Consider the following 23756-nt stretch of genomic DNA (forward strand, 5'->3'; position numbering starts at 1 on the left):
CGACGTCCGGGGTCAACGGCGGGCATAGGCGCGGGGCGTGCAGGATCTGCGGCCAGGGCCGTGCAGATCCGGTGCAGACGTAAAAAAGGGCGGCGCGAGATCGCGCCGCCCGAAAGTCGGAGGGGGAATTCAGAGACAGAGAAAGCGGTCGCCCTTAGGCGGCCTTTTCGCCTTCGATCACGGCGGTGTCGGCGCCGGTGCTGATCGGGATGCTGCGGGGCTTGAGGGCTTCCGGCAGTTCGCGCTTGAGCGCGATGGTCAGCAGGCCGTCGGCCAGGGCCGCGTCGGTCACCACCACGTAGTCGGCCAGCTGGAAGCGGCGGTCGAAATTGCGCTCGGCGAGACCGCGATGCAGGTAGCGCTTGGTCTCGTCGTTGGCCGCCTTGCGGCCCGAGACGGTCAGCAGGCCTTCCTTGGCCTCGATCGACAGTTCTTCCGGCTTGAAGCCGGCGACGGCGATCTCGATGCGGTAGGAATTCTCGTCGGTGCGCTCGATGTTGTAGGGCGGATAGCCGGAGGCGGCTTCGGTCTTGGCGGCGGCGTCGAGTTGCGCGGCCAGGCGGTCGAAGCCGACGAGCGAGCGGTACAGGGGCGAAAGGTCGATCGTACGCATAAGTGTAGAACCTTCTTCTCAAGCAAGGTTGCAGTCAGTATTCGAACCTTCGACGACCCGTCATCGGCCTCGTCTGCGATCCGGAAGGCCCGGCTGTCCAGCGCCTTCGGTTGAATAGTTGGGAGGTCGTTTTTCGACTTCAAGGGGTGCGGCGTTTTTGAATGTAGTCGTCGCTGGGGCATGGCCCGGGCAGGTCGTACAGGTCCCCGGCGGGGAGGGCCGGAATCGCTTGATCGAGCGCCACCCAAGGTTAAGGTCCGTCACCTCGACGACGACGGAGACAGACCATGCCCGCCCGCCGCCACCTGCTGATCCTGGCCGCCGCCGCGGCCCTCGTTCCAGCCACCAGCGCCCTGGCCGCTGACGCCGCCCTCAAGGCCGCCGTCGCCTCGCCCGACCGCACGCCCGCCAGCGTCGCCCGCGACGGCGCCCGCCACCCGTACGAGAGCCTGGCGTTCTGGGGGCTCAAGCCCGGCCAGACCGTGATCGAGGTCTCGCCCGGCGGCGGCTATTGGACCGAGATCCTCGCGCCCTACGCCAAGGCCACGAAGGGGACCTACGTCGCCGGCGTCGCCGACCTGGCCAATCCCAAGCTTTCGGAAGGCGCCCGCAAGGGTCGCGCGGCCTTCGAGGCCCGCTTCGCCGACGAGGCCAAGTACGGCAAGGTCAAGTTCGTCGACTTCGGCCCCGTGGCCGCGCCGCTGGGCGCGCCGGGCTCGGCCGACTTGGTGCTGACCGCCCGCAACGTCCACAACTGGACCGGCCGTCCGGGCGAGGTCGACAAGATCTTCGCCGACTTCTTCGCCGTGCTGAAGCCGGGCGGCGTGCTGGCCATCGAGGAGCACCGCGCCGAGCCGGCCGACGAGAAGAGCCCCGGCGCGGGCGGCTACATGGCCACCTCGACCGTCGTCGCCATCGCCGAGAAGGCCGGCTTCAAGCTCGACGCCAAGTCCGAGGTCAACGCCAACCCCAAGGACACCAAGGACCACCCCTTCGGCGTCTGGACTCTGCCGCCCACCCGCCAGTCGGCGCCGTCGGGCCAGCCGGCCGATCCGAACTTCGACCGCGCCAAGTACGACGCCATCGGCGAGAGCGACCGCATGACCCTGCGCTTCAAGAAGCCGGCGTGATCGGGCGTCGCCATTTGGCCAAGGTCGCGGTCTAAGGCTGGGATCCATGCGTAACGGGGGATCGATGGACCCAGTCTCTTCCTGGTCGCGTCGCGGCCTGCTCGTCGCCGCCGGTGCGGCCGGCCTGGTCGGTTGCGGCCGCAAGAAGGACGAACCGACCGCCAAGGCCGAGCCGCCCAAGCCCGCCAAGGGCGGCGCCGCCACCCTGCAGGGAGCGGTGGCCGGCGACTGGCGCTCCAGCGCCGACAAGGCCCGCGACGCCTGGCGCCATCCGGTGCAGAGCCTGGAGTTCTGGGAGATCCGGCCCGGCCAGACGGTGGTCGAGTTCTGGCCCGGCGCGGGCTGGTACACCGAGATCCTGGCGCCGTTCCTGGCCTCGACCGGCGGCAAGCTCTACGAGGCGGTGCTGGAGGCCGATCCCGCCGACCCGGCCGCCGCCGAGATCGTCGCCGCCTATCGCCGCAAGCTGGAGGCCAAGCCCAGGCTCTACGGCAAGGTCGACATCACCACCTTCGGCCGCAACAGCGGTCCGGTGGCCCCGGCAGGCAGCGTCGACCGGGTGCTGTTCCTGCGCAACCTGCACAACTGGATGGCCGGCGGCATCGCCGAGAAGGCCTTCAAGGACGCCCTGGCGGCGCTGAAGCCCGGCGGCATCCTCGGCGTCGAGGAGCATCGCGGCGAGCCCGGACGGGTGCAGGACGTGCTGGCCGCCGACGGCTATGTCCAGCAGGCCTATGTCGAGCAGTTGGCCAAGGAGGCCGGCTTCGTCCTGGCCGGCGCCAGCGAGATCAACGCCAATCCCAAGGACACCAAGGACCATCCGTTCGGCGTCTGGACCCTGCCGCCGACCCGCCTGTCGGCGCCGCGCGGCGACCCGGCCGAGCCCGATTTCGACCACGCCAAGTACGACGCCATAGGGGAGAGCGACCGCATGACCCTCAAGTTCGTGAAGCCGAAGTGAGCGGCCGCATCGCACGGCGCGCGCTGGTCGCCGCGGCCCTGGCGCTGGTCGCCGGTTCGGCGGCGCTGGCGCAGGGCAACAAGACCGCGCCGGCCGACAAGGTGTTCGCCTATCTGGAAAATTTCCTGAAGGTGCCGGCCCAAGAGCGGGCGCGTACCCGGGTGGCCTACGCCCTGACCCGCGACGGCAAGCCCGCCGCCGGCCTGAAGGCGACCCTGATCGAGACCAGCGGCGTGCGTACGCCGATGCCGATCGGCGCCGACGGGCGGTTCGAGCGCCTGCCGACGCTGGCCCAGCTGCAGGGCGGGGCCAAGATCGAGTTCGAGGCCTCGGCCGACGGCAAGTTCGGCTCGACCCTGATCATCGAGCCGGTCCTGAAGCCAGCGGCCGAGTACGAGGTGGCCGAACTGAAGGCCGTGCTCGACTCGACCAACGGCGTCATCGGCAAGGCCGCCGGCCCCATGGCCATGCTGGCCCCGAAGATGACCGGCTTCGGCTTCCCCGGGGCGACCGGCGGCGTCGTGGTCGGGGCCGACGGCAAGTTGCAGGCCCTGCCGCTGTCGGGCAAGACGCCGATCCTGCGGCTGGCCGATTTCAAGGGCGCGGCCCGTGTCCGGCTGTCGGCGACGCCTTCGCGGGTGGGTTTCATCCAGAGCAAAAAATAGCGTGGAGAGCGTCTGAACGGTGTTTACTTGCGGCCCGGCTCCGGCCAGGGTGCCCACCAAGTTTTCACGCGCAGAACGCTCAAGCGCAGAAAAGAGGGAGACAGCGTTTCATGGCCACGTTGCAGGAAATCACCGACAAGATCAAAACCGCCGTGGGCGACGACAGCGGCCTGGGCAAGAGCCTGAAGTTCGACCTGAAGGGCGAAGGCGTCATCCTCATCGACGGCGGTTCGGTCACCAACGAGGACGGCCCGGCCGACCTGACCATGACCCTGTCGAAGGAAGACTTCCTGGCCATCGGCGCCGGCTCGCTCGACCCGACCATGGCCGTCATGACCGGCAAGCTGAAGCTGTCGGACATGGGCGCGGCGATGGCGCTGCAGTCCAAGATGGCGGCGCTGTTCTCGAAGCTCCGCTAAGCCATGGGGGAACCTGCGCCGCTGGTCTCGATTCCCGAGGCGCCGGTTCCCGACCACGGCAAGGCCGAATGGTTTTCCGGCGCGGATGGGGCGACCCTCCGCGCCGCTCTATTTTCGCCCCAGGGCGATCCGCGCGGTTCGGTGGTGGTCAGCCCCGGCCGCAGCGAACCGATCGAGAAGTACTACGAGGTCGTCGACGACCTTCTGGCCCGGGGCTTCGTCGTCCTGGTGCACGACTGGCGAGGGCAGGGGCTTTCCCACCGCGCCTTGCCCGATCGTCTGAAGGGCCACGCGGCCGGCTTTCACGACTTCGTCGGCGACTATCAGGCCCTTCTGGCGGCCTTCGAGACGCGCCTGCCCAAGCCCTGGATCGCCCTGGGACACTCGATGGGCGGCTGCCTGACCAGCCTGGTCCTGGCCCACGGCGAAACCCGTTTCTCGGCCTGCGTGCTGTCGGCCCCGATGCTGGGGCTGAACACCGGCGGCAAGCCGGCCGGCATGGCCCGCGCCCTGGCCTGGCTGGCGGCCCGCACGCCGCTGCGCGGCGGCTATGTGCTGGGCGACGTCGGCGATCCCTTCAAGCACGTCTTCCCGCAGGACGCCCTGACCCACGACGCGGCGCGCTACGCCCGCCACCAGGCCCAGATCCGCGCCTGCCCCGACATCGCGCTCGGCGGCATCACCTGGGGCTGGACCGACTTTGCATTCGAGGCCTGCGCCTGGCTGGCGCGCAGCAAGGGCGTCGAGGCCATCGCCATCCCGGTGACCATCGTCGGGGCGGGGGTCGACACCCGCGTCCTGACCTCGGCTCAGAAGGCGATCGCCGCGCGCATCCCCAAGGGCCGCTACATCGAGATCGAGGACGCCTTCCACGAGATCCTGATCGAGACCGACGACCGCCGGGCGCGGTTCTGGACGGCGTTCGACGAGACGGTGGCGACCCTCTAGATCCTCCCCCTGAAGGGGGAGGTGGCCCGGAGGGCCGGAGGGGGGACGTTTTCAGCTATCGAGGTGGTGGCGGGCTCATCAGCTACACCCCCCTCCGTCGCCTTTGGCGACACCTCCCCCAGAGGGGGAGGATCTTTGATCCTTATTTCGCCGAGCGTTTCAGGGCCACCAGGGCCTCGTCCAGCACGCGCTGGTCGCCGGCGATGGCCATCTGGCCGCCGTGCTGGCCGATCGGCGCGCCGCGCCAGTCGGTGACGACGCCGCCGGCGCCTTCGATCAGGGGGATGGCGGCCTCGACGTCCCAGCTCTTGAGGCCGGCCTCGATGACCATGTCCATCGTGCCGGCCGCGACCATGGCGTAGGCGTAGGCGTCGCAGCCCAGGCGGGCCAGCTTGGCGGCGGCGCGCACCTGGCGCCAGGCGCCCAGCTCGGCGCCGTCGAAGCAGGCCTCGGGATCGGTGGTGGCGATGATGGCGTCGGTCAGCACGGCGCAGGGACGCACGTGCAGGGCTTTCTCACCGCCGCGGGCGATCAGGCGCGAACCGAGGGCGGCCGAGCCGACATAGAGCTCGCCGATATAGGGCTGGCCGATCGAGCCCAGAACGGGACGCCCCTGGTGGCGCAGGCCGATCAGGGTGGTCCACAGCGGCAGGCCCGAGATGAAGGCGCGGGTGCCGTCGACGGGATCCAGCACCCAGACGAACTCGGCGTCGGGGCGGTCCTCGCCATATTCCTCGCCAATCACGCCGTGCTCGGGAAAGCGCTCGGAGATCAGCTTGCGGATGGCCGCTTCGGCGCCGCGGTCGGCCTCGGTGACGGGATCGAACGCCGCGTGGGTGTCGCGCGGCAGGTTCTTGCCGGCCGCCTTGTCCTCCAGCCCGTGGTCGGACCGGAAAAGCGGCAGGATGGCGCCTGCGGAAGCACTGTTGAGCTCGACGATGAAGGCGTCGAGGGCGGCGAGGCGATCGGCGGAGAGCGTCATGGAGGCAGGCTTTAGCCCGCCTTGGCCCAGGACGCTACTCCACTGAAGCAGGCTCAGGCTTCGAGCTGCTCGACGCCGTTCAGCGACTTGGCCAGGTCCAGCAGCCGGCGGCGCGGACGCTCGCCCAGCAGGTAGTAGGCCCGGATCAGGTCGATGGTCTCCTTGCGGGCGAACATCTCGCCGCCTTCGGAGTCGTTGCTGGCCGCCGGGGCGGTGTCGCGGGCGATGGCCGACAGGCCGTCGTAGAAGTAGCCGACCGGCACTTCCAGCGCCTCGGACAGCTGCCACAGGCGAGCGGCCGAGATGCGGTTGGCGCCGCATTCGTACTTCTGGATCTGCTGGAAGCGCACGCCGACGGCGCCGGCCAGTTGCTGCTGGGTCAGGCCGAGCAGCCGGCGACGGCGGCGAAGGCGCTTGCCCAGGTGAGTGTCGATGTCGTTGCCCATGATGTGGACCCTTGACCCCCGATGGCTTTCCCCCGTCCCGAAACGGAACGGTCTGCCCTGACAGCCGCAAGTCGCGCGCCAAGCGAAGCTCGCTCGCCCGACGGGGTCAGGAGGTTCCGGCGCCACAGTTCCGCCGCCGGCCAAGTCGAGCTAGTAAGGGCCGATGTCCAACGACCGTGTTTCCCCCACCCAAGACTTCCTCTGGCGCCTGGAGGCGTTCGGCTACGACCTGTTCATGGGTCTGTTCCGCCTCTTGGGCGTGGACGCGGCCTCGGCGCTGGGCGGCTGGTTCGGGCGCACGTTCGGGCCGCTAAGCGGGGCCCACAAGGTGGCCGACCGCAACCTGCGCCTGGCGTTCCCGGAAAAGGACGCGGCCTGGCGCGCCGACATGCTGCGCAAGCAGTGGGACGGCCTGGGGCGCACGTTCGGCGAGTTCCCACTGATGGACAAGCTGCTCCCCTCGACCGGCCGGGTCGAGGTGGTCAACGCCGAGCGCCTGGCCCAGATCGCCCGCGACAGCGAGCCGGTGGTGTTCGTTTCGGGCCACCTGTCGAACTGGGAAGTGATGCCGGCGGCGATCGTCGATTCCGGCGTCACCTGCCAGATGACCTACCGCGCGGCCAACAACCCCTACATCGACGAGCGCATCAAGAAGAGCCGCTTCCGTTATGGGGTGCGCCTGTTCGCTCCCAAGGGCGGCGACGGCGCGCGCGAGCTGCTGGACGCCATGAAGCGCGGCGAGTCGGTGGCGCTGATGAACGACCAGAAGTTCAACGGCGGGGTCGCCGCGCCGTTCTTCGGCCACGACTCGCGCACCGCGCCGGGCCCCACGCGCCTGGCGATCCGCTTTGGCACGGTGCTGCAGCCGATGTCGGTGCAGCGCACCAAGGGCGCGCATTTCCGCGCCGTGGTTCACGATCCGATCGTCCCGCCCGACACCGGCGACCGCACGGCCGACATCGAGGCCGGCGTGCGGATGATCAACGCCTTCATGGAAGACCGCATCCGCGAGCGCCCGGAAGAGTGGTTCTGGGTCCACCGCCGCTGGCCCAACGAGGTCTATGCGGCGCTGCTGGCGGGGGATGCGGCGGAGTAGGCTCTGCACGGGCAACGACGGGAGCGGCCCTTTTCCTGCGTCCTTCGAGGCCCGCTGCGCGGGCGCCTCAGGATGAGGAAGTCAGCGCAATGATATCCTCTTCCTGAGGTGCGAGCCGTAGGCGAGCCTCGAAGGACGCACGGAAGGTGCGGGCGTCCAGTCGCTTCCACTTGCGCCTTAAAGCTCGATCGCGCCCTTGTCGGTGGCGCGACGGAACGGGCCGCCGTAGTGCGGGTCCTGGCGGCGGCGGCGGCAGGGGCCGAAATAGTCGCCGCTGCGGATGAACGGCCGCGGCTTGAAGATCACCATGTCGATGCGGTCGAGCAGCGAGCGGGCCGTGACCGGCTTGACGACGATCTCGGTGACGCCGGCGTCGCGCGCCTCGAACACCCTGTGCCGCTCGGCGAAGCCGGTAAGCATGATGATCGGCAGGAACGGGTCGGTGCTGTCGGGCGAATTGCGGACCAGCTGGGTGAACTGCACCCCGTCCAGCGGCGACATCTTGAAGTCGACGATAGCGATGTCGATCTGGCGATCCTTCAGGATCTGCAGGCCTTCTGCGCCGTCGATGGCCTCGTGCACATGGCGCACGCCGACCCCTTTCAGGATCGTGCTGACGATCGCCCGCATGTGGTGGTTATCGTCCACCAGCAGGAAACGGAGCTTGTCGAGCACCGCGGACATGCGGGATTACGCCTCATACGCGAGTTTCAAAAGCGGGGCTGGGGATAACCATAACCACGACGACCTGTCGATAGGCGGTGTCCCGAAATGGTCAAGTTTGATCTCGTCACTGTCGCATTCCTGCGTCAGCGACCCACAGGCTGGGGTCGAGGTTGCGGTCGCGCCACTTGAGGCGCCAGCACAGGTGCGGGCCCGTCGCGCGGCCTTCCTTGCCGACCGCGCCGATGACCTGACCCTGGGCCAGGCGCTGGCCGACGGCCACGTCGATGCGGGAAAGGTGCAGGTAGGCGCTGATCAGGCCCTGGCCGTGATCGATCAGCACGAGGCCGCCCTCGAAGTGCAGCCCGGTCTCGGCGAAGGCCACGACCCCCGCGGCCGGGGCGACCACGGGCGTTCCCACCGGCGCGGCCAGGTCGACGCCATAGTGCGGGCGCTTGGGCTCGCCGTTGAGGATCCGCTGGCCGCCGAAGCTGGACGAGCGGCGGGTGGCCTTCACCGGCCAGATGAAGCCGGTGCGGAAGAAGTCGCCGTCTACGCGGCTGGCAAAGCCTGCGGCCTTGCGCGCGCCCTCGGCGGCGATGCGGGCCAGCAGCACGGGATCTTCGGGTGAGACCTGCGACGGCGGCAGGCCGTCGATGCGCTGGATGTCGAAGGTTCCCGGCGCGATCGCCACGCGGTGGCTGGCCGAGCCGTCAGGCGTCTGGACGGTGATCTCGGCGTTGGGCGGGGCGTCGCGGTCGAAGCCGACGACGAACCAGCCGTCGGCCGAGGCCTGGGCGGCGAGAGCGCCGTCGACCAGCACCTCGGCGCGCGGCGCGGTCCGTCCCAGGGCGTAGCCGCCCTGCTGGAGACGGCCGCTCAGCACCAGTCCCGGCGCCGCGGCGGCGGCGGGGAAGGCGAGGGGAGCGACGCCGCAGGTCAGGGCGGCGAGAAGCGCCCGTCTATTCGGACGCCAGGGATTCAGGCCTTGGTCTCCTGCCAGCGCTTCAGCGCTTCCTTCGGCGTGGCGTAGGCTTCCTGCAGCTCGGGGCTCCAGTAGCGCAGGGCCTCCAGCGGGATCTTCGCGCCGGTGACGGCGCAGACGACGTACTGGCCGGGCTGGAGCACGGCGAAGTCGCCGTCGCCGTAGTGCAGGACGGCCAGGCCGGATTTTCCGAGGTCGCGATCGTAAGCGTTCATGGGTCTCTTCTACGCCAATCTCGGGGTCTAGAACAGGTCGCCCTGCGACGACGAAGGCGGCGCGGCGGGCTTGGGGCGGGGCTTGGGGGCGGCCGTTGAAACCGGAGCGGGCGGGGGAGGCGGCGGCGTGGCGCCTTCGCCGTCGATCACCGCGTCGCGCTCGCCGTGCTTGAACTTCAGGTTCACGCGCTCGCCGGCGGACAGATCCGAGGCCGATCGGGCCAGGGTCCCGTCCATCTTGCGCACCAAGGCAAAGCCCAGTTCCAGCGGCCGCTCCGGGTTCAGCGACTGGCGCAGCTTGTCCAGTCCCGCCAGGCGGTCGGCCTCGCGGTCGAGGCGGCGGCGGGCCACGGCGTTGAGGCGGTCCCACAAGGCCGGCAGGCGGGCGTGCTGGGCGGCGCGCTCGGGCGCGCGGCGGGCGGCGAGATCCAGGCGGCGCGACAGGTCGGACAGGCGCTCCGCCTTGGCCTGGCGCTGGCGGGCCAGGGCCTCGGGCGACAGGCGGGCGGTGACCTTGAGCAGGTCCTGGGCGTGGACCGAGGTGTTGCGGGCCAGGGCGGCGTCGAGGCGGCCGGCGGCGATGTCGAACCGCTGCTGGGCCAGGGCCAGCAGGTCGTTGGGGCGCGGCAGCCCCCGGGCGGCCGCCTGCAGGCGCGTGCGGCGCTCCTCGACCACGCGCCCGGCGCAACGCGACAGGCGGCGGTCGTAGTCGGAGACGAGGCCCCGCAGTTCGGCCAGCACCGGCGTGGCCATCTCGGCCGCCGCCGTCGGGGTGGGCGCGCGGCGGTCGGATACGAAGTCGATCAGGGTGGTGTCGGTCTCGTGGCCGACGGCCGAGATCAGCGGGATCGTCCCGTCGGCCACGGTGCGGGCCAGGGCTTCGTCGTTGAAGGCCCAGAGGTCTTCGACCGAGCCGCCGCCGCGGGCGACGATCAGGATGTCGGGGCGCGGAACCGGGCCGCCGGGTTGCAGCGCGTTGAAGCCCCGGATGGCGCCGGCCACCTGGGCGGCGGCCGCGTCGCCCTGCACCACCACCGGCCAGACGATGACGCGGCAGGGCCAGCGGTCGCGGATGCGGTGCAGGATGTCGCGGATCACCGCGCCCGTGGGGCTGGTGATGACGCCGACCACGGCCGGCATCGAGGGCAGGGGCCGCTTGCGTTCGGGCGCGAACAGGCCCTCGCCGGCCAGCTTGGCCTTCAGCCGCTCCAGCTGGGCGAGCAGCGCGCCGACGCCGGCGGCTTCCATGCTGTCGATGACGATCTGGTAGCGCGAGCCGGCCGGATAGGTGGTGATCTTGCCGGTGACGATGACCTCGAGCCCATGCTCGGGCCGAACGCCCAGGCCGCGCACATTGCCCTTCCAGACGACGCCGTCGATGGCGGCCTTGTCGTCCTTGATGGTCAGGTAGACGTGGCCGTTGGAGTGGTGGGTGACCTTGGAAAGCTCGCCGCGCAGCCGCACGAAGCCGTAGCGGTCTTCCAGGGTGCGCTTCAGCGCGAAGGCCAGTTCCGAGACGGAATAGGCGGGCGCGTTGGAATCGGGGGCGAGGTCGGTCATTGGCGACAACATAAAGCCCTCCCCGCGGAACGGGGAGGGCTGCATGGCGAGAGCGCCTGAACGACGCTTCTCTTCTTATGGCTTGCTGGCGCTAGATGTAGCGGCGCAGCGAGCGGGCGAGCTCGGTGGCGCCGCCCTTTTTCTTGGTCGACTGCTGCGGCTGGTAGGCCACCCGGGCGTGCTCGACGCAGTAGGGGCCTTCCGACGAGCGGCGGCCGCAGAAGGTGAAGCTGTCCGACGACGGGTCGCCGATCGGCCACTTGCACATGTGGGCGCCCAGGGTCAGCACGGTGGCCGAGCCGGGGGCTTCGTTGCGCAGGATCGGCATCGAGGGCTGGGCCTGGACCGGAACCGGAGCCGGGGCGACCGGCTCGGCGGCGACCACGCGGCGCGGCGCGGCCGGGATCGTCGAGGCGGCGGCCGGACGGGCCGGGCGCGGGGCCTTGAAGGCCGGACGGGCCGGTTGCGACGGCGCGGCGCGACCCGACAGGCCCAGGCGATGGACCTTGCCGATCACGGCGTTGCGGGTGACCCCGCCCAGTTGTTTGGCGATCTGGCTGGCCGACAGGCCGTCCAGCCAAAGCTTTTTCAGGGTGGTGACCCGTTCGTCAGTCCAGCTCATGGCCCATCTCCGCCTAAAATCCGGGCCATGACGAGAAACCCCACCTCGCCATCGCCCTACATCTGGTGTACAGACCGCCCCGCCGGCGGCTGACCTACCAGATAGTGTAAAGAATGCGTTAAGACGCACAATAGGCGCCAGGTAGTCTGTCCACAGAAACTATATATTGATTCTCGGAGCGGGACGCTTGCGTCCGACCCCCGCCGGGCGCACATGGCGAAGGAATTTCCAGGATCGGGCCAATGAGAGACATGGCAGACAGCGTCGTTCCGCCGCAGCCGCGCGACTACCACGGCTGGAACTGGAGCGGGTTCCTCACCCTCTATCAGCGCGAGATCCGCCGGTTCTGGAAGGTGGGCATGCAGACCGTGGCCGCCCCGGTCGTGACCACGCTGCTCTACATGCTGGTGTTCGTGGTCGCGGTCGGCTCCGACCGTCCGGCGGTCGAGGGCGTGACCTTCGGCCATTTCGTGGCCCCGGGCCTGATCATGATGGCGGTGCTCAACAACGCCTTCGCCAATTCGTCCTCGTCGCTGATCCAGGCCAAGATGATGGGCCTGACGTCGGACTTCCTGACGCCGCCGCTGACCCCGCTGGAGCAGGTGGCCGCCTTCGGCCTGGGCGCGGCCACCCGCGGCGTCGTGGTCGGCGCGGTGACGGCCGCCGTCATCGGCGTGCTGCCGGGCGCGGGCCTGCAGGTCTCGCACCTGTGGGCGATCATCTACTTCGCGGTCGGGGCGGCGATCATCCTGGGCCTGGCCGGCGTGCTGGCGGGCCTGTGGTCGGAGAAGTTCGACCAGCTGGCGGCGGTGACCAACTTCGCCATCATGCCGATGACTTTCCTGTCGGGCACCTTCTACCTCGTCGACAAGCTGCCCGAGCCGTTCCGGACGGCCAGCCACTTCAACCCGTTCTTCTACCTGATCGACGGCTTCCGCTACGGCTTCATCGGCCACGCCGACGGCAGCATCGCCATCGGCGTGGTGGTCACGGCCGTGCTGGCCACGGGCCTGTTCCTGTGGTGCTGGGCGCTGTTCCGCAGCGGGTACCGCCTGAAGAGCTAGCATACAGCAGTCGTCATCCCGGAAAGCGCGCAGCGCTTATCCGGGACCCAGGGGGACTGGGCTCGGCGAATGACTACTTACCATCACGGTGGCTGTCGCTCTGCGGCGGCCCCTGGGTCCCGGCTCTCCGCTTCGCTACGGCCGGGATGACGAGCATTTTTGCTCCCTACCGCCCCACGCCCTTGACCAGCACCTCGACGTCCTTCGTCGGGCCGTCGTTGATCACCGCGATGTGGGTGTCGTTGATGAAGCGCAGCTGGCCGTCCACCTCCACCCGCGCCGACACCGAGTAGCGGTGATTGGGGCGGATCTGCGCCGGGTCATAGGCCAGCTTGAAGGCCACGGGCGGGGCGCGCGTGCCGTCGATCACGTCCTCGGCCAGCACCTTGGCCGGCGCGTCGGCCAGGCTGACGTCCTGCAGCCGCACGATCGTCTTCGTATTGGGCGGCAGCATGATGCGCTCGCGCCAGACCACGGTTCCGGTGACGGCGGCGGGGCCGGGCGACGCGGGCGTCGAGGCGCAGCCGGGCAGGGCGGCCAGGGCCAGCAGGGCGAGGGAAACGGCGGCCTTCATCGTGGATCCTCCATGCATCTCCCCCGCGCCCAGGCTTAGGTCGGATCGCGCGTGGATGGCAAGTTAGCGGTCCCGCGCCGCCAGGGTGTGTCCGCCACGCCCCGCAGGCCGAAAATTCATAGTGATTTCATTGACAGGGCAGGACTTCGCGTCGACAACGTCGGGCCTTCCAGTCCCCGCGCGAAAGCCCGGGGGCTTCTTGCCTTTTTGGGAGGCCGCTTTGAGCACCGCGACGTCGTCGAACCCCTCGCAACACCACATCATGGGCGTGTACAACCGCGCTCCGCTGGCGTTCGAGCGAGGCCGAGGCGCGCGCCTGTTCTCGACCGACGGCGGCGAGTACCTGGACTGCGTGGCCGGCATCGCCACCTGCGGCCTGGGCCACGCCCACCCCGTGCTGGTCGACGCGCTGAAGACCCAGGGCGAAAAGCTCTGGCACGTCTCCAACATCTACACGATCCCCGAGCAGGAAGTGCTGGCCGACAAGCTGTGCGCGGCCACCTTCGCCGACGTGGTGTTCTTCACCAACTCGGGCACCGAGGCGATCGAATGCGCCCTGAAGGCCGCCCGCCGCTATCACGCGGTGGCCGGCAATCCGGAACGCATCGACATCATCGGCTTCGACGGCTCGTTCCACGGCCGTTCGTACGCGGCGGTCAACGCCTCGGGCAACGCCGGCTATCTGGACGGCTTCGGCCCGCGCCTGCCGGGCTTCATCCAGCTGCCGTTCGGCGATCTGGAGGCCCTGAAGGCCGCCATCGGCCCGACCACGGCCGGCGTCATCATCGAGCCCGTGCAGGGCGAGGGTGGGGCGCGCGCCCTGACCGAGGCCCAGCTGGTCGAACTGCGCCAGATCACCCGCGAGGCCGGTGTCCTGCTGATCTTCGACGAGGTGCAGAGCGGCATGGGCCGGACCGGCAAGCTGTTCGCCCACGAGTGGGCCGAAGGCGCCGAGCCCGACATCATGTGCGTGGCCAAGGCCCTGGGCGGCGGCTTCCCGGTCGGCGCGTGCCTGGCCACCCACGAGGGCGCCAAGGGCATGACCCCCGGCACCCACGGCTCGACCTACGGCGGCAACCCGCTGGCCATGGCGGTCGGCACGGCGGCCTTCGACGCGATCAACACGCCCGAGCTGCTCGACAACGTGAAGACCATCGCCGGCTACTTCACCCAGCAGCTGAACGGCCTGAAGGACCGCTTCCCGGACGTCGTGCTCGACATCCGCGGCAAGGGCCTGCTGATCGGCGTCAAGCTGGCCTCGAACAACCGAGAGTTCATGGCGCTGGCCCGCGATCAGAACCTGCTGATCGCCGGCGGCGGCGACAACTGCGTCCGCCTGCTGCCGCCGCTGAACCTGACGCTGGCCGAGGCCCAGGAAGCCGTGGCCAAGCTCGAAAAGACCTGCGAGGTCGTCCGCGCCCAAGCGGCGGCCTGATCGCAGTCCGGACCGACGCCCCTGCCGATGACGGCGGGGGCGTCCACTTCAGCTCATTCGGAAAGGTGGCCTGAGATGACCGCCCCCCGCCACTTCATCGACCTCTGGAAGCTCGACGGCGCCACGCTGCGCCTGATCCTCGAGGACGCCAAGGCCCGCAAGACCGCCCGCAAGGGCTTGCCGCAGGGCCGTATCGACGCCGACGCGCCCGCCAAGGACCGCGTGCTGTCGATGATCTTCCAGAAGAATTCGACCCGCACCCGCTTCTCGTTCGACGCGGCCATGCGCCAGCTGGGCGGCGACGCCATCATCTCGACGGCCTCGGACATGCAGCTGGGCCGCGGCGAGACCATCGAGGACACCGCCAAGGTGCTCTCGCGCATGGTCGATGCGGTGATGATCCGCGCCAACGTCCACGCCGACGTCGAGCGCTTCGCCCAGGTCTCGACCGTGCCGGTCATCAACGGCCTGACCGACAAGAGCCACCCCTGCCAGATCATGGCCGACCTGCTGACGATCGAAGAGCATCGCGGCGACGTGGGCGGCAAGACGATCGCCTGGGTCGGCGACGGCAACAACGTCTGCTCCAGCTTCATCCACGCCGCCCCGCTGCTGGGCTTCAAGCTGAAGATCGCCTGCCCGGCGGTCTATCACGCCGACCTGCACGACCTGGCCCGCGCCGCCGGCCTGAACGGCGACGTGACCATGAGCGAGGACCCCAAGGAAGCCGTGCGCGGCGCCGACGTGGTCGTGGCCGACACCTGGGTGTCGATGGGCGACACCGATCATGACGAGCGCCTGAAGGCCTTCGAGCCCTATCAGGTCGACGACGCCCTGATGGATCTGGCGAGGCCGGACGGCGTGTTCCTGCACTGCCTGCCCGCGCACCGCGGCGAGGAAGTCACCGACGCCGTCCTCGACGGCCCGCGTTCGCTGGTCTGGGACGAGGCCGAGAACCGCATCCACGCCCAGAAGTCCGTCCTGGCCTGGTGCTTCGGCGCGATCGGCTGACCATGGCCCGCATCGAGCTCGACAAGGACGTCCGCGAGGCCGCCCTGCGCAAGCTGACGCTCTACATGCGCGACGAGCTCGATCGCCCGGTCAGCGGCCTGGAGGCCGGCTTCCTGCTCGACTTCATCGGCGAGACCCTGGGCCCGGCGTTCTTCAACCAGGGCGTCCGCGACGCGCAGACGCTGATCCTGCAGAAGCTCGAAGACGTGGTCTACGAGATCGAGAAGCCCTTGGACTGATCCCTCTCCCCTTGCGGGAGAGGGTGGCCTCCTGAAGGGAGGTCGGGTGAGGGGTCTCTCAAAAGCAGGACGCCGCGAAAGCTGATCGGCTTTCGCGGCGTTTTTCGTGGGTGCGACCCCTCATCCGTCGCCTTGCGGCGACACCTTCTCCCGCAAGGGGAGAAGGAAGCTAGCGCCGCTTGCCCCGCCGCACGCCCTTGGGCAGGCCGCCGCGCGGCTTGACCGCGGCCTGTCGGCGCGCGCCCAGGCGCGGCCTCGGCAGCTTCGGATCGGCGGGAAGCGGGTCGGTGAGCATCTCGAACAGCAGGCCGCCGGTCACGGGCGTGGCCTCGCGCAGGCGCACCTCGACCGACAGGCCCAGCGGCCAGCGCTTGCCGGTGCGCTCGCCCACCAGCGAGTGCAGCTTTTCGTCGTGGACGAAGAACTCCTCGCCGAGGTTGGAGATCGGCACCAGGCCGTCGGCGCCGGTCTCGTCCAGCTTGATGAACAGGCCAAAGCGGGTGACGCCGGTGATGCGGCCGGCGAAGGTGGCGCCCACGCGGTCGGCCAGGAACGAGGCGATGTAGCGGTCGGTGGCGTCGCGCTCGGCGGCCATGGCCCGGCGCTCGGCGTGGGTGATGACCTCGGCGGTGTCCTTGATGCGGGCGATGTCCTGGTCGGTCAGGCCGTCGTCGCCCAGGCCCAGCGCCCGGATCAGCCCGCGGTGCACGATCAGGTCGGCATAGCGCCGGATCGGGCTGGTGAAGTGGGCGTACTTGGCCAGGTTCAGGCCGAAGTGGCCGATGTTGTCGCTGGAATAGTGGGCCTGCATCTGGGTGCGCAGGACCACCTCGTTGATGATCGCCGCGTGTGGGCTCTCGCGGGTGTCTTCCAGCAGCTTGTTGAAGCGCGCGGTCTGCGGGGCCTCGCCCTTGTTCCAGCGGATCTCCAGGGTCTGCAGGAACTCTGCCAGGTTCTGCACCTTCTCCAGGCTGGGCGTGTCGTGCACGCGGTAGATCAGCGGCGAGCGCTTGGCTTCCAGGCTCTCGGCGGCCGAGACGTTGGCCTGGATCATCATCTCCTCGATCAGCTTGTGGGCCTCGAGGCTGGCGCGGCGGGTGATCGAGGCGATCTCGCCGGCCTTGGTGATGACGATGCGGCGCTCGTCGCTTTCGATGGCGAGCGGCGAGCGGGCCTCGCGGCCCTTGCCCATCAGGCGGAAGGCCTCCCACAGCGGGGTCAGGATCGCGTCCAGCAGCGGCGGGGCCTTGTCCGGGTCCTGGCCGGCCGGCGGCGGGGTTCCGTCGATGGCGGCCTGGGCCTGCTCGTACGACAGCTTGGCGGCCGAACGCATCAGGCCGCGCACGAAGCGGTGGCTCGTCTTGCGGCCGTTCTTGTCGAACACCATCCGCACCGCCAGCGTGGCGCGGTTCTCGCCTTCACGCAGCGAGCACAGGCCGTTCGACAGGGTCTCGGGCAGCATCGGCTCCACCCGGTCGGGGAAGTAGACGCTGTTGCCCTTGTCGCGGGCGTCGCGGTCCAGGGCCGAGCCCGGGCGCACATAGGCGGCCACGTCGGCGATGGCCACCCAGACCACCCAGCCGCCCTTGTTGTTCTCGGCCTCGTCGGGATGGGCGTAGACGGCGTCGTCGTGGTCGCGGGCGTCCACCGGGTCGATGGTCACGAACGGCAGGTGACGCAGATCCTCGCGGCCCTCCAGCGTCGGCTCCTTGGCGGCCTTGGCCTCTGCTTCCGCCTCGTCGGAGAAGCCGGTGGGAATGCCGTGGCTGTGGATCGCGATCAGCGAGGCGGCGCGGGGGTCCTCCTCGTTGCCCACCGTCTCCAGCACGCGGCAGGGCTTGGGGCCGTAGCGGCCGGCGTGGCCGGTCTGCTGCACGACGACCAGGTCGCCGTCCTGCAGGTCGCCGACGCCCGGCTGCGAGACGTCGAGCAGGTAGCTGTCCTTGGACTTGCGATCGACGGGCTCGACGCGGATCTCGCGGCGCTGCTTGCGCACCACGCCCAGCACCTTGTGGGCGCTCTGGCCCAGGCGCTTGATCAGGCGGGCCTCGTACTCGCCGCTCTCCAGCTTCTCGAAGCGCACCAGCAGGCGGTCGCCCAGGCCGGGCGCGCCCGCGGCGGCCTCGCGGCGGTCGGGGGCCAGGCGCACCACCGGCGCGTCCTCGTCGGCCTTGGTCAGCTTGACGAATAGGTCGCCGTCGGCGTCGCGCTCGATCACGTCGGCCACGCCCACCGGGGGCAGGGCGCCGGCCTCGGCGAAGCCGCGGCGGCCGCGCTTGCCCAACTGGCCCTGGGCTTCCATCTCGCGGATCATCTCGCGCAGCGCGCGGCGATCGGCGCCCTTCAGGCCGAAGTGGCGGGCGATGTCGGCCTTGGCGGCCTCGCCGGCGTCGCGCAGGAAGGCCAGCAGCGTCTCCTTGTCGGGCAGGCCGGCAGGCGGACGGGGCTTGGACGCCATCTTGGGGCGCGGGGACTTCGGGGCGGCGGTCTTGGGAAGGCGAGGTTTGGCCATTGCTCCCCTCTAAGCCGTTTCAGGGCCGAGGGGAACGGGCAGGGGGCCTCAGACCTAGTACAGGTCCTCGATCCGCTGCGGCGTCTGCTGGGCCGGTGGGACCTCGGGCTTCTTTTCGGCCGGAGGCGGGGTCACGGGCGCGACCGGGGCCTGGACGACCGGCGGCGTCTCGGGGGCGACCTCCTCGGGCGCTTCCTCGACCGGCTTGGGCGCGGGCGGGGGAGGCGGCGGGGCGACCTCGACCGGGGCCGGGGTCGCGTCCTTCACCGGCACGCCCGAGACCTCGGCCAGGGGCGCGGTCGAGACCGCGTCGGCGGGCCGGCCCGTGTCCAGCGCGCCGCGCAGGCCCAGCACGAAGCCCACGACGCTGACCGCCGACAGCAGGACCACCACCAGCGGCAGCGGCAAGGGACGTTCGAGCGTGGTCATGGCCCTAGTCTACTCTCCCCGATCGCCGCCCGTCACGCCTCGGTCTTGGCCTTGGCCTTGGCCGGCGCCTTCTTGGCGGCCGGCTTCTTGGCCGCCGTGGTCTTGGCGGCGGCCTTCTTCGGCTTGGCCTCGGCGGCCTCGCCGTCGGCTTTCGCGGCCTTGGCCTTGGCCGGAGCCTTCTTCGGCGCAGCGGCCTTCTTGGCCGGCTTCTTGCCGCCGCCCTTGGCCACGCGCTCGGCCAGCAGGGTCACGGCCTCGGCCAGGGTCAGGGCCGCCGGATCGGCGCCCTTGGGCACGTTGGCGTTGGTGTCGCCGTGCTTGATGTACGGACCAAAGCGGCCCGACAGCACCCGCACCGGCTTGCCGTCCTCGGGGTGGTTGCCCAGCTCGGCCAGGGCCGCGGCCGCCGCGCGCTGCGGACGCCCGCCGCCGGCCCGCTTGTCGGCCAGGATGGCGACGGCGCGGTTGAGGCCGACGTCGAACACCTCGTCGGCGTTCTCCAGGTTGGCGTAGGTGCCGTCGTGCAGCACGAACGGGCCAAAGCGTCCGAGGCCCGCCGTGATCGGCTTGCCGTCGTCCGGGTGCATGCCGACTTCGCGCGGCAGGCTCAGCAGGCGCAGGGCCTTTTCCAGATCCAGCGCCGCCGGCGTCCAGCCCTTGGGCAGGGACGAGCGCTTGGGCTTCTCGCCCTCGGCCGCCACCTCTTCCACATAGGGGCCGAAGCGGCCGTTCTTCAGCCACACGGCGCGGCCGGTGGCGGGATTGATCCCCAGTTCCTTGTCGGCGCTCTCGGCCTCGCCGTCGCCTTCGGCCACGCCCAGCTGGCGGGTGTAGCGGCATTCGGGATAGTTCGAGCAGCCGATGAAGGCGCCGAACTTACCGGTCTTCAGCGACAGCATGCCCGAGCCGCAGGTCGGGCACAGGCGCGGGTTCGACCCGTCGCCCTTGTCGGGGAAGATGTGCGGGCCCAGGGCGTCGTTCAGCGCGTCGAGCACGTTGGTGGTGCGCAGTTCGGCGATCTCGCCGACGGCGGCGTGGAAGTCCTTCCAGAACTCGCGCAGGAATTCCTTCCAGTCGAGCTGGCCGTCGGAAACCAGGTCGAGGCGCTCTTCCAGGGCCGCGGTGAAGTCGTACTCGACGTAGCGGCGGAAGAACTGCTCCAGGAACGCGGTGACCAGGCGGCCCTTGTCCTCGGGGATGAAGCGCTGCTTCTCCATCCGCACGTACTCGCGGTCGCGCAGCACGCCCAGCACCGAGGCGTAGGTCGACGGACGGCCGATGCCCAGCTCTTCCATCTTCTTGACGAGGCTGGCTTCGGAGTAGCGCGGGGGCGGTTCGGTGAAGTGCTGGTCGGCGCGGGTCTCGATGACCTTGGCGGCGGCGCCTTCGACGATGGCCGGCAGGCGGGCGCTGTCTTCGCCTTCCTCGTCGTCGCGGCCTTCCTCGTAGACGGCCAGATAGCCGGGGAACAGCACGACCTGGCCGGTGGCGCGCAGGCCGGTGCGGCCGTCGTGGCTTTCCAGGTCGACGGTGGTGCGCTCGATGCGGGCGCTTTCCATCTGCGAGGCGATGGTGCGCTTCCAGATCAGCTCGTACAGGCGGCCCAGGTCAGGATCCAGGCGCAGCGAGCCGGGGTTGCGGCGCATGCTGGTCGGACGGATGGCTTCGTGGGCCTCCTGGGCGTTCTTGGCCTTCGACTTGTAGATGCGCGGGGCGTCGGGCACGTAGTCCTTGCCGTAGACATTGCCGATCACCTCGCGGGCGTCGGCGATGCCTTCGGGGGCGATCGAGACGCCGTCGGTACGCATGTAGGTGATCAGACCGACGGTCTCGCCGCCGATGTCGATGCCTTCGTACAGCTTCTGGGCGGCCTGCATGGTGCGCTGGGCCGAGAAGCCCAGCTTGCGGGCGGCTTCCTGCTGCAGGGTCGAGGTGGTGAAGGGCGGGGCGGGCGAGCGCTTGCCGGGCTTCTTCTCGACGGCTTCCACCTTGAAGGCGGCGGACTGCACGGCGGCCTTGGCGGCCAGCGCCGAGGCCTCGTTGCCGAGGTCGAACTTGGTGAGCTTCTTGCCGTCGTGCTTGACCAGGCGGGCCAGGAACGGATCGCTGCCAGCCGAGACGTCGGCGTCGACGGTCCAGTATTCCTGGGTCTTGAAGCGCTCGATCTCGATCTCGCGGTCGACGACCAGGCGCAGGGCCACCGACTGCACGCGGCCGGCCGAGCGCGATCCCGGAAGCTTGCGCCACAGCACCGGCGAGAGCGTGAAGCCCACCAGGTAGTCGAGGGCGCGGCGGGCCAGGTAGGCCTCGACCAGCTCCATGTCGAGGTCGCGCGGGGCCTTCATGGCCTCGGTGACGGCGGCCTTGGTGATAGCGTTGAAGGTGACGCGCTGGATCTGCTTGTCCTTCAGCGCCTTCTTCTTGTTCAGCACCTCGAGCACGTGCCAGCTGATCGCCTCGCCTTCGCGATCCGGGTCGGTGGCGAGGATCAGGCGGTCGGCCTTCTTCAGCGCGTCGACGATGTCGGACACGCGCTTGGACGACTTGGCGTCGACTTCCCAACTCATGGCGAAGTCGTTGTCGGGCTCCACCGAGCCGTCCTTCGACGGCAGGTCGCGGATATGCCCATAGGAGGCCAGAACCGTGTAGTCGGACCCGAGGTACTTGTTGATGGTCTTGGCCTTGGCCGGGCTCTCGACGACGACGACGTTCATTACGACTCTGGGCTAGGGGAGGTGGATCGCCCTTCCGGCGAACCAGGAGGCGAGCGCCGGAAAGTGGGGGCGAGCCTATGACAATGTCAACGGCGTCGGTGTCCGTCTGGTCAAACTAGGCTGTTCCGCTCTTGCGAGGGCGGCCGCCCTTGGCGCCGTTCATTCGCGCGGCGGCGGATTTCGCGGGGGAGGTCGCGCGGCCGGCCAGGCGGGCCATGTGCGCCTTGGTTCCGAACAATCCCGCCGTCAGTTCCGGCACCGACAGATCGACGTCCAGCGCTTCCCAGTGCAGGCCCGATCCCGCGCCAAGCACGGTCACCTCGGCCAGTTGCGTCTCGTCAGCCGTCTCCAGCCCCTGGGCCTGACGGGCCGGGAAGGCGAAGGCGGCGCCGTTGGTCAGCTCCACCACGATGCGGCCGCTGGCCGGGTCGTAGCGGGCCGACAGGGCGCGTGGTTCGGAGGCGCGGGCGGAGGCTCCCCGGGCCAGAGCCGCATCGATGTCCTGGTCGGTCAGGTCAGCCATGGATTTCCTTCCATCGCATCAGCAGGGCCTCGCGGTGCTCCGCGACGGTCGCCATGGCGCGGCGGATCTCCGCCCTGGTCATGGCTTCGGCGCGAACCAGTTCGGGCGCGCCGTCGCGCCCCACGAGATTGATCTTGGCCTCGCCGTCTCCATACACGTGGACGTGCGCCGGTTCATGATCGTTGGTGAAGATCACGACGCGCAGTCCCCGTATGCGAAGGACGGTGACCATTCAAAATAACCCAACTAGATCGGTTTATGAAGGGGGCTGGCCGAAGCACCGGAAGGGAAGGCGCACAGGGCCGGCGTCTTCGCCGCTTCCGGCGTCAGGACCAGGCGCTGGTAGTCGTGAGCGCGATCGCCGCGCGGCAGGAAGCTGATCGTCGCGACGGGTCCTTCCTTTTCGCGCACCGCCAGCTCGTAGGGCTTGCTCGGATCGCCGCTGGTTCCACTGCGCTTCTCGACGATGACCATGCCGTCCCGCAGGCCTGCGAGCTCGGCGGGGGAGCCCTTGCGCAGGCGCGTGATCGTCATCACCCCGGCGTCGTCGACGACTGGTTCGAAGCCGAGGTCGAAGATCGGACCGCTGACGTCCTCGACCCGCGCGCAGGGCAGGAACGCGTCGGCGGGCAGGCGGATCGGGCGTCCTTCGTCGATGTGCCGTTCGATGTCGGCGGTCACGTCCAGGCCCTGGCCCTTGGCTGCGTCGACGAAGGCCTGGATCAGTTTCACCTTGGGCCGCTCCTTTCGCGCCTTGGCTTGGGCGTGCAGCACCGCGTCCAGGCTGGAGCCGGCCTGGCGCAGCTTCAGGTCCCAGGTCGCCGCCAGCAGGGCGCCGCGCTGATAGGCCAGCTGGTCGGCGTTCGGATCGGTCCAGAACTTCTCGGCCGCCTCCTTGCCGGGCATGGCGATGACCGGAGAGGTTCCGTAGGCCCGCAGGGATTCGTTCCAGGCGGCGACGAAGTCGGCCGGCCCGATCAGCCCCTCCCGGATCATCAGGCGACGGGCGTAGAAGTCGGTGAAGCCCTCGCTGAACCAGTAGCCGGCCGGACCGATGGGCTCGCCCAGCCGCTGGGGATTCCAGGCGTGGAAGATCTCGTGCGCCAGCAGGACGCGCATGTCCGCCAGCGTCATGTTCGGGGTCGTGGCCATGGCGAAGGCCTGGTGCTTGCCGGTGCCGTGGAAGGACGCGCCGCTCTCGGCCTTCAGGCTCTGGGCGGTGACCAGATAGGGCGCCTCGGCGTCGTCGCCGAAGAAGCCGCGCTCGGCCCGCAGGATCACCTCCAGCGTACGCACGAGTTCGGCCTCGTCGAAGCCGTAGGCGCCGCGCACGGCCAGCCGCACCGGACCCGAGCGCAGGACCCGTACGTCGCGGCCGCCGATCAGCACGCTATGGCCCAGGTGGTCGTTCCAGCCGGCGGCGTCTTCCAGGTTGCTGGCCAGCTTGAAATCCTTCGGCCAGCCCTTGCCCCACCGGAAGGTCACCGGGCCGTTCTCGCGGTCGTCCACCGTGATCAGGGCGCTGACGCCGTCGACATAGAACCAGGACGGCCGCACCCAGGGCTCGCTGGGGTAGCTGTCGGACTGCACGGGTTCCCGTTTCAGCGTGTCGTTGACCCGGTAGCGGAGAGTGAGCTTGCGTCCCGGCCTGGAGCGGATGATCCGGGCCTTGGGCGTGTCCTCGACGACGGAGTCCGCGCCTTCGACGCTCAGGTCGGTCAGGTTGCGCCAGATCCCGCTGCGCCCCATCCAGTTGTTGGGCAGCGACAGGTGCGTCTCGCCGTCGGCGTCGGCCTTGAAGGTGGCGGTGATCTCCAGCGCGGTCAGGTCGCCGTCCTTCATCACCGGCGAGACGACATAAGCCACCGGGGCGAGCCCAGGGGCGGCCAGCGCCGGCGCGGCAAGCATGACGAAGGTTAGCGCCGTCGCGACGCCAAAGGTCCTGGATTT

At 69.7% G+C, this 23756-nt stretch carries 25 protein-coding genes and 1 pseudogene; 10 read left to right on the forward strand and 16 right to left on the reverse strand.

Annotated features, from left to right (window positions below; translation table 11 throughout):
- Positions 1-154 precede the first annotated feature (154 nt).
- A complete protein-coding gene (locus G5B46_RS14145) occupies positions 155-613 on the reverse strand; it encodes an Hsp20 family protein (protein WP_165259583.1) in 459 nt (152 codons plus the stop codon).
- Between the two features lie 287 nt (positions 614-900).
- Here G5B46_RS14145 and G5B46_RS14150 point away from each other — a divergent pair, with 287 nt between their 5' ends.
- The 5 genes from G5B46_RS14150 to G5B46_RS14170 all read left to right on the forward strand — a co-directional run bounded on the left by G5B46_RS14150 (position 901) and on the right by G5B46_RS14170 (position 4736).
- A complete protein-coding gene (locus G5B46_RS14150) occupies positions 901-1743 on the forward strand; it encodes a class I SAM-dependent methyltransferase (protein WP_165259585.1) in 843 nt (280 codons plus the stop codon).
- A 64-nt stretch (positions 1744-1807) separates the two neighbouring features.
- Positions 1808-2704 (forward strand): class I SAM-dependent methyltransferase, encoded by an 897-nt coding sequence (locus G5B46_RS14155; RefSeq protein ID WP_165259587.1) that lies wholly within the window; start codon positions 1808-1810, stop codon positions 2702-2704.
- On the forward strand, positions 2701-3369 hold the full coding sequence (locus G5B46_RS14160; protein WP_165259590.1) for a DUF2987 domain-containing protein: 669 nt from the start codon (positions 2701-2703) through the stop codon (positions 3367-3369). The genes G5B46_RS14155 and G5B46_RS14160 overlap by 4 nt, the downstream gene beginning before the upstream one ends.
- A 110-nt stretch (positions 3370-3479) precedes the next feature.
- The gene (locus G5B46_RS14165; protein ID WP_058347624.1) at positions 3480-3788 is read left to right on the forward strand and encodes an SCP2 sterol-binding domain-containing protein; all 309 of its coding nucleotides are present in this window, start codon (positions 3480-3482) and stop codon (positions 3786-3788) included.
- 3 nt (positions 3789-3791) lie between these two features.
- Entirely contained in the window at positions 3792-4736 is a 945-nt protein-coding gene (locus G5B46_RS14170) for an alpha/beta hydrolase (RefSeq protein ID WP_165259592.1), read from the forward strand.
- A 142-nt stretch (positions 4737-4878) separates the two neighbouring features.
- Here the strand turns inward: G5B46_RS14170 and hisN are convergent, their stop codons facing one another.
- Positions 4879-5718, reverse strand: coding sequence for a histidinol-phosphatase (gene hisN / locus G5B46_RS14175; RefSeq protein WP_165259594.1), 840 nt, complete (start codon positions 5716-5718; stop codon positions 4879-4881).
- Positions 5719-5771: 53 nt separating this feature from the next.
- On the reverse strand, positions 5772-6164 hold the full coding sequence (locus G5B46_RS14180; protein ID WP_058347627.1) for a helix-turn-helix transcriptional regulator: 393 nt from the start codon (positions 6162-6164) through the stop codon (positions 5772-5774).
- A 163-nt stretch (positions 6165-6327) separates the two neighbouring features.
- On the opposite strand from G5B46_RS14180, the gene G5B46_RS14185 reads away from it, so the two are divergent.
- Positions 6328-7260 (forward strand): lysophospholipid acyltransferase family protein, encoded by a 933-nt coding sequence (locus G5B46_RS14185; RefSeq protein ID WP_165259596.1) that lies wholly within the window; start codon positions 6328-6330, stop codon positions 7258-7260.
- 177 nt (positions 7261-7437) lie between these two features.
- Here G5B46_RS14185 and G5B46_RS14190 read toward each other — a convergent pair whose 3' ends face one another.
- From G5B46_RS14190 to G5B46_RS14210, 5 genes are all read right to left on the reverse strand, one after another.
- Positions 7438-7944: a response regulator gene (locus G5B46_RS14190; protein ID WP_165259598.1), complete on the reverse strand. Its 507-nt coding sequence runs from the start codon at positions 7942-7944 to the stop codon at positions 7438-7440.
- A 106-nt stretch (positions 7945-8050) separates the two neighbouring features.
- On the reverse strand, positions 8051-8806 hold the full coding sequence (locus tag G5B46_RS14195) for a M23 family metallopeptidase (protein ID WP_240903503.1): 756 nt from the start codon (positions 8804-8806) through the stop codon (positions 8051-8053).
- A gap of 98 nt (positions 8807-8904) precedes the next feature.
- Positions 8905-9123: a DUF2093 domain-containing protein gene (locus G5B46_RS14200; protein WP_058347630.1), complete on the reverse strand. Its 219-nt coding sequence runs from the start codon at positions 9121-9123 to the stop codon at positions 8905-8907.
- Between the two features lie 27 nt (positions 9124-9150).
- Positions 9151-10683, reverse strand: coding sequence for an exodeoxyribonuclease VII large subunit (gene xseA / locus G5B46_RS14205; RefSeq protein ID WP_165259600.1), 1533 nt, complete (start codon positions 10681-10683; stop codon positions 9151-9153).
- 91 nt (positions 10684-10774) lie between these two features.
- Positions 10775-11305: a GcrA family cell cycle regulator gene (locus tag G5B46_RS14210; RefSeq protein WP_101719656.1), complete on the reverse strand. Its 531-nt coding sequence runs from the start codon at positions 11303-11305 to the stop codon at positions 10775-10777.
- A 242-nt stretch (positions 11306-11547) separates the two neighbouring features.
- On the opposite strand from G5B46_RS14210, the gene G5B46_RS14215 reads away from it, so the two are divergent.
- A complete protein-coding gene (locus tag G5B46_RS14215) occupies positions 11548-12369 on the forward strand; it encodes an ABC transporter permease (RefSeq protein WP_101719657.1) in 822 nt (273 codons plus the stop codon).
- A gap of 36 nt (positions 12370-12405) precedes the next feature.
- Here G5B46_RS14215 and G5B46_RS14220 read toward each other — a convergent pair.
- Together G5B46_RS14220 and G5B46_RS14225 are read right to left on the reverse strand one after the other, a co-directional pair.
- A pseudogene (locus G5B46_RS14220) lies at positions 12406-12530 on the reverse strand (hypothetical protein); the annotation flags it as partial.
- A 5-nt stretch (positions 12531-12535) separates the two neighbouring features.
- Positions 12536-12943 carry a YbaY family lipoprotein gene (locus G5B46_RS14225; protein ID WP_165259602.1) on the reverse strand — a complete coding sequence of 136 codons (408 nt, stop codon included), beginning with the start codon at positions 12941-12943 and terminating at the stop codon, positions 12536-12538.
- A gap of 220 nt (positions 12944-13163) precedes the next feature.
- Here G5B46_RS14225 and G5B46_RS14230 point away from each other — a divergent pair, with 220 nt between their 5' ends.
- The 3 genes from G5B46_RS14230 to G5B46_RS14240 all read left to right on the forward strand — a co-directional run bounded on the left by G5B46_RS14230 (position 13164) and on the right by G5B46_RS14240 (position 15628).
- Entirely contained in the window at positions 13164-14378 is a 1215-nt protein-coding gene (locus G5B46_RS14230; protein ID WP_165259604.1) for an aspartate aminotransferase family protein, read from the forward strand.
- Between the two features lie 75 nt (positions 14379-14453).
- A complete protein-coding gene (gene argF, locus G5B46_RS14235; protein ID WP_165259606.1) occupies positions 14454-15389 on the forward strand; it encodes an ornithine carbamoyltransferase in 936 nt (311 codons plus the stop codon).
- Positions 15368-15628, forward strand: a complete 261-nt coding sequence (locus G5B46_RS14240; protein WP_346764929.1) for a DUF2164 domain-containing protein — start codon at positions 15368-15370, stop codon at positions 15626-15628. Before argF ends, G5B46_RS14240 begins: the two co-directional genes overlap by 22 nt.
- Before the next feature lie 169 nt (positions 15629-15797).
- Here the strand turns inward: G5B46_RS14240 and rnr are convergent, their stop codons facing one another.
- The 6 genes from rnr to G5B46_RS14270 form a co-directional block, all read right to left on the reverse strand.
- On the reverse strand, positions 15798-18086 hold the full coding sequence (gene rnr / locus G5B46_RS14245; protein ID WP_165259881.1) for a ribonuclease R: 2289 nt from the start codon (positions 18084-18086) through the stop codon (positions 15798-15800).
- 108 nt (positions 18087-18194) lie between these two features.
- Positions 18195-18569 (reverse strand): hypothetical protein, encoded by a 375-nt coding sequence (locus G5B46_RS14250; protein WP_165259608.1) that lies wholly within the window; start codon positions 18567-18569, stop codon positions 18195-18197.
- A 32-nt stretch (positions 18570-18601) separates the two neighbouring features.
- Positions 18602-21283: a type I DNA topoisomerase gene (gene topA / locus G5B46_RS14255; RefSeq protein WP_165259610.1), complete on the reverse strand. Its 2682-nt coding sequence runs from the start codon at positions 21281-21283 to the stop codon at positions 18602-18604.
- Positions 21284-21398: 115 nt separating this feature from the next.
- Positions 21399-21806 (reverse strand): DUF2442 domain-containing protein, encoded by a 408-nt coding sequence (locus G5B46_RS14260; protein ID WP_165259612.1) that lies wholly within the window; start codon positions 21804-21806, stop codon positions 21399-21401.
- Positions 21799-22002 carry a DUF4160 domain-containing protein gene (locus G5B46_RS14265; protein ID WP_205691682.1) on the reverse strand — a complete coding sequence of 68 codons (204 nt, stop codon included), beginning with the start codon at positions 22000-22002 and terminating at the stop codon, positions 21799-21801. The genes G5B46_RS14260 and G5B46_RS14265 overlap by 8 nt, the downstream gene beginning before the upstream one ends.
- 50 nt (positions 22003-22052) lie before the next feature.
- A complete protein-coding gene (locus G5B46_RS14270) occupies positions 22053-23714 on the reverse strand; it encodes a hypothetical protein (RefSeq protein WP_165259616.1) in 1662 nt (553 codons plus the stop codon).
- Between the last annotated feature and the right edge of the window lie 42 nt (positions 23715-23756).

Origin of the sequence: Caulobacter sp. 602-2 (assembly GCF_011043625.1) — a bacterium.
Taxonomy (GTDB): Bacteria; Pseudomonadota; Alphaproteobacteria; order Caulobacterales; family Caulobacteraceae; genus Caulobacter.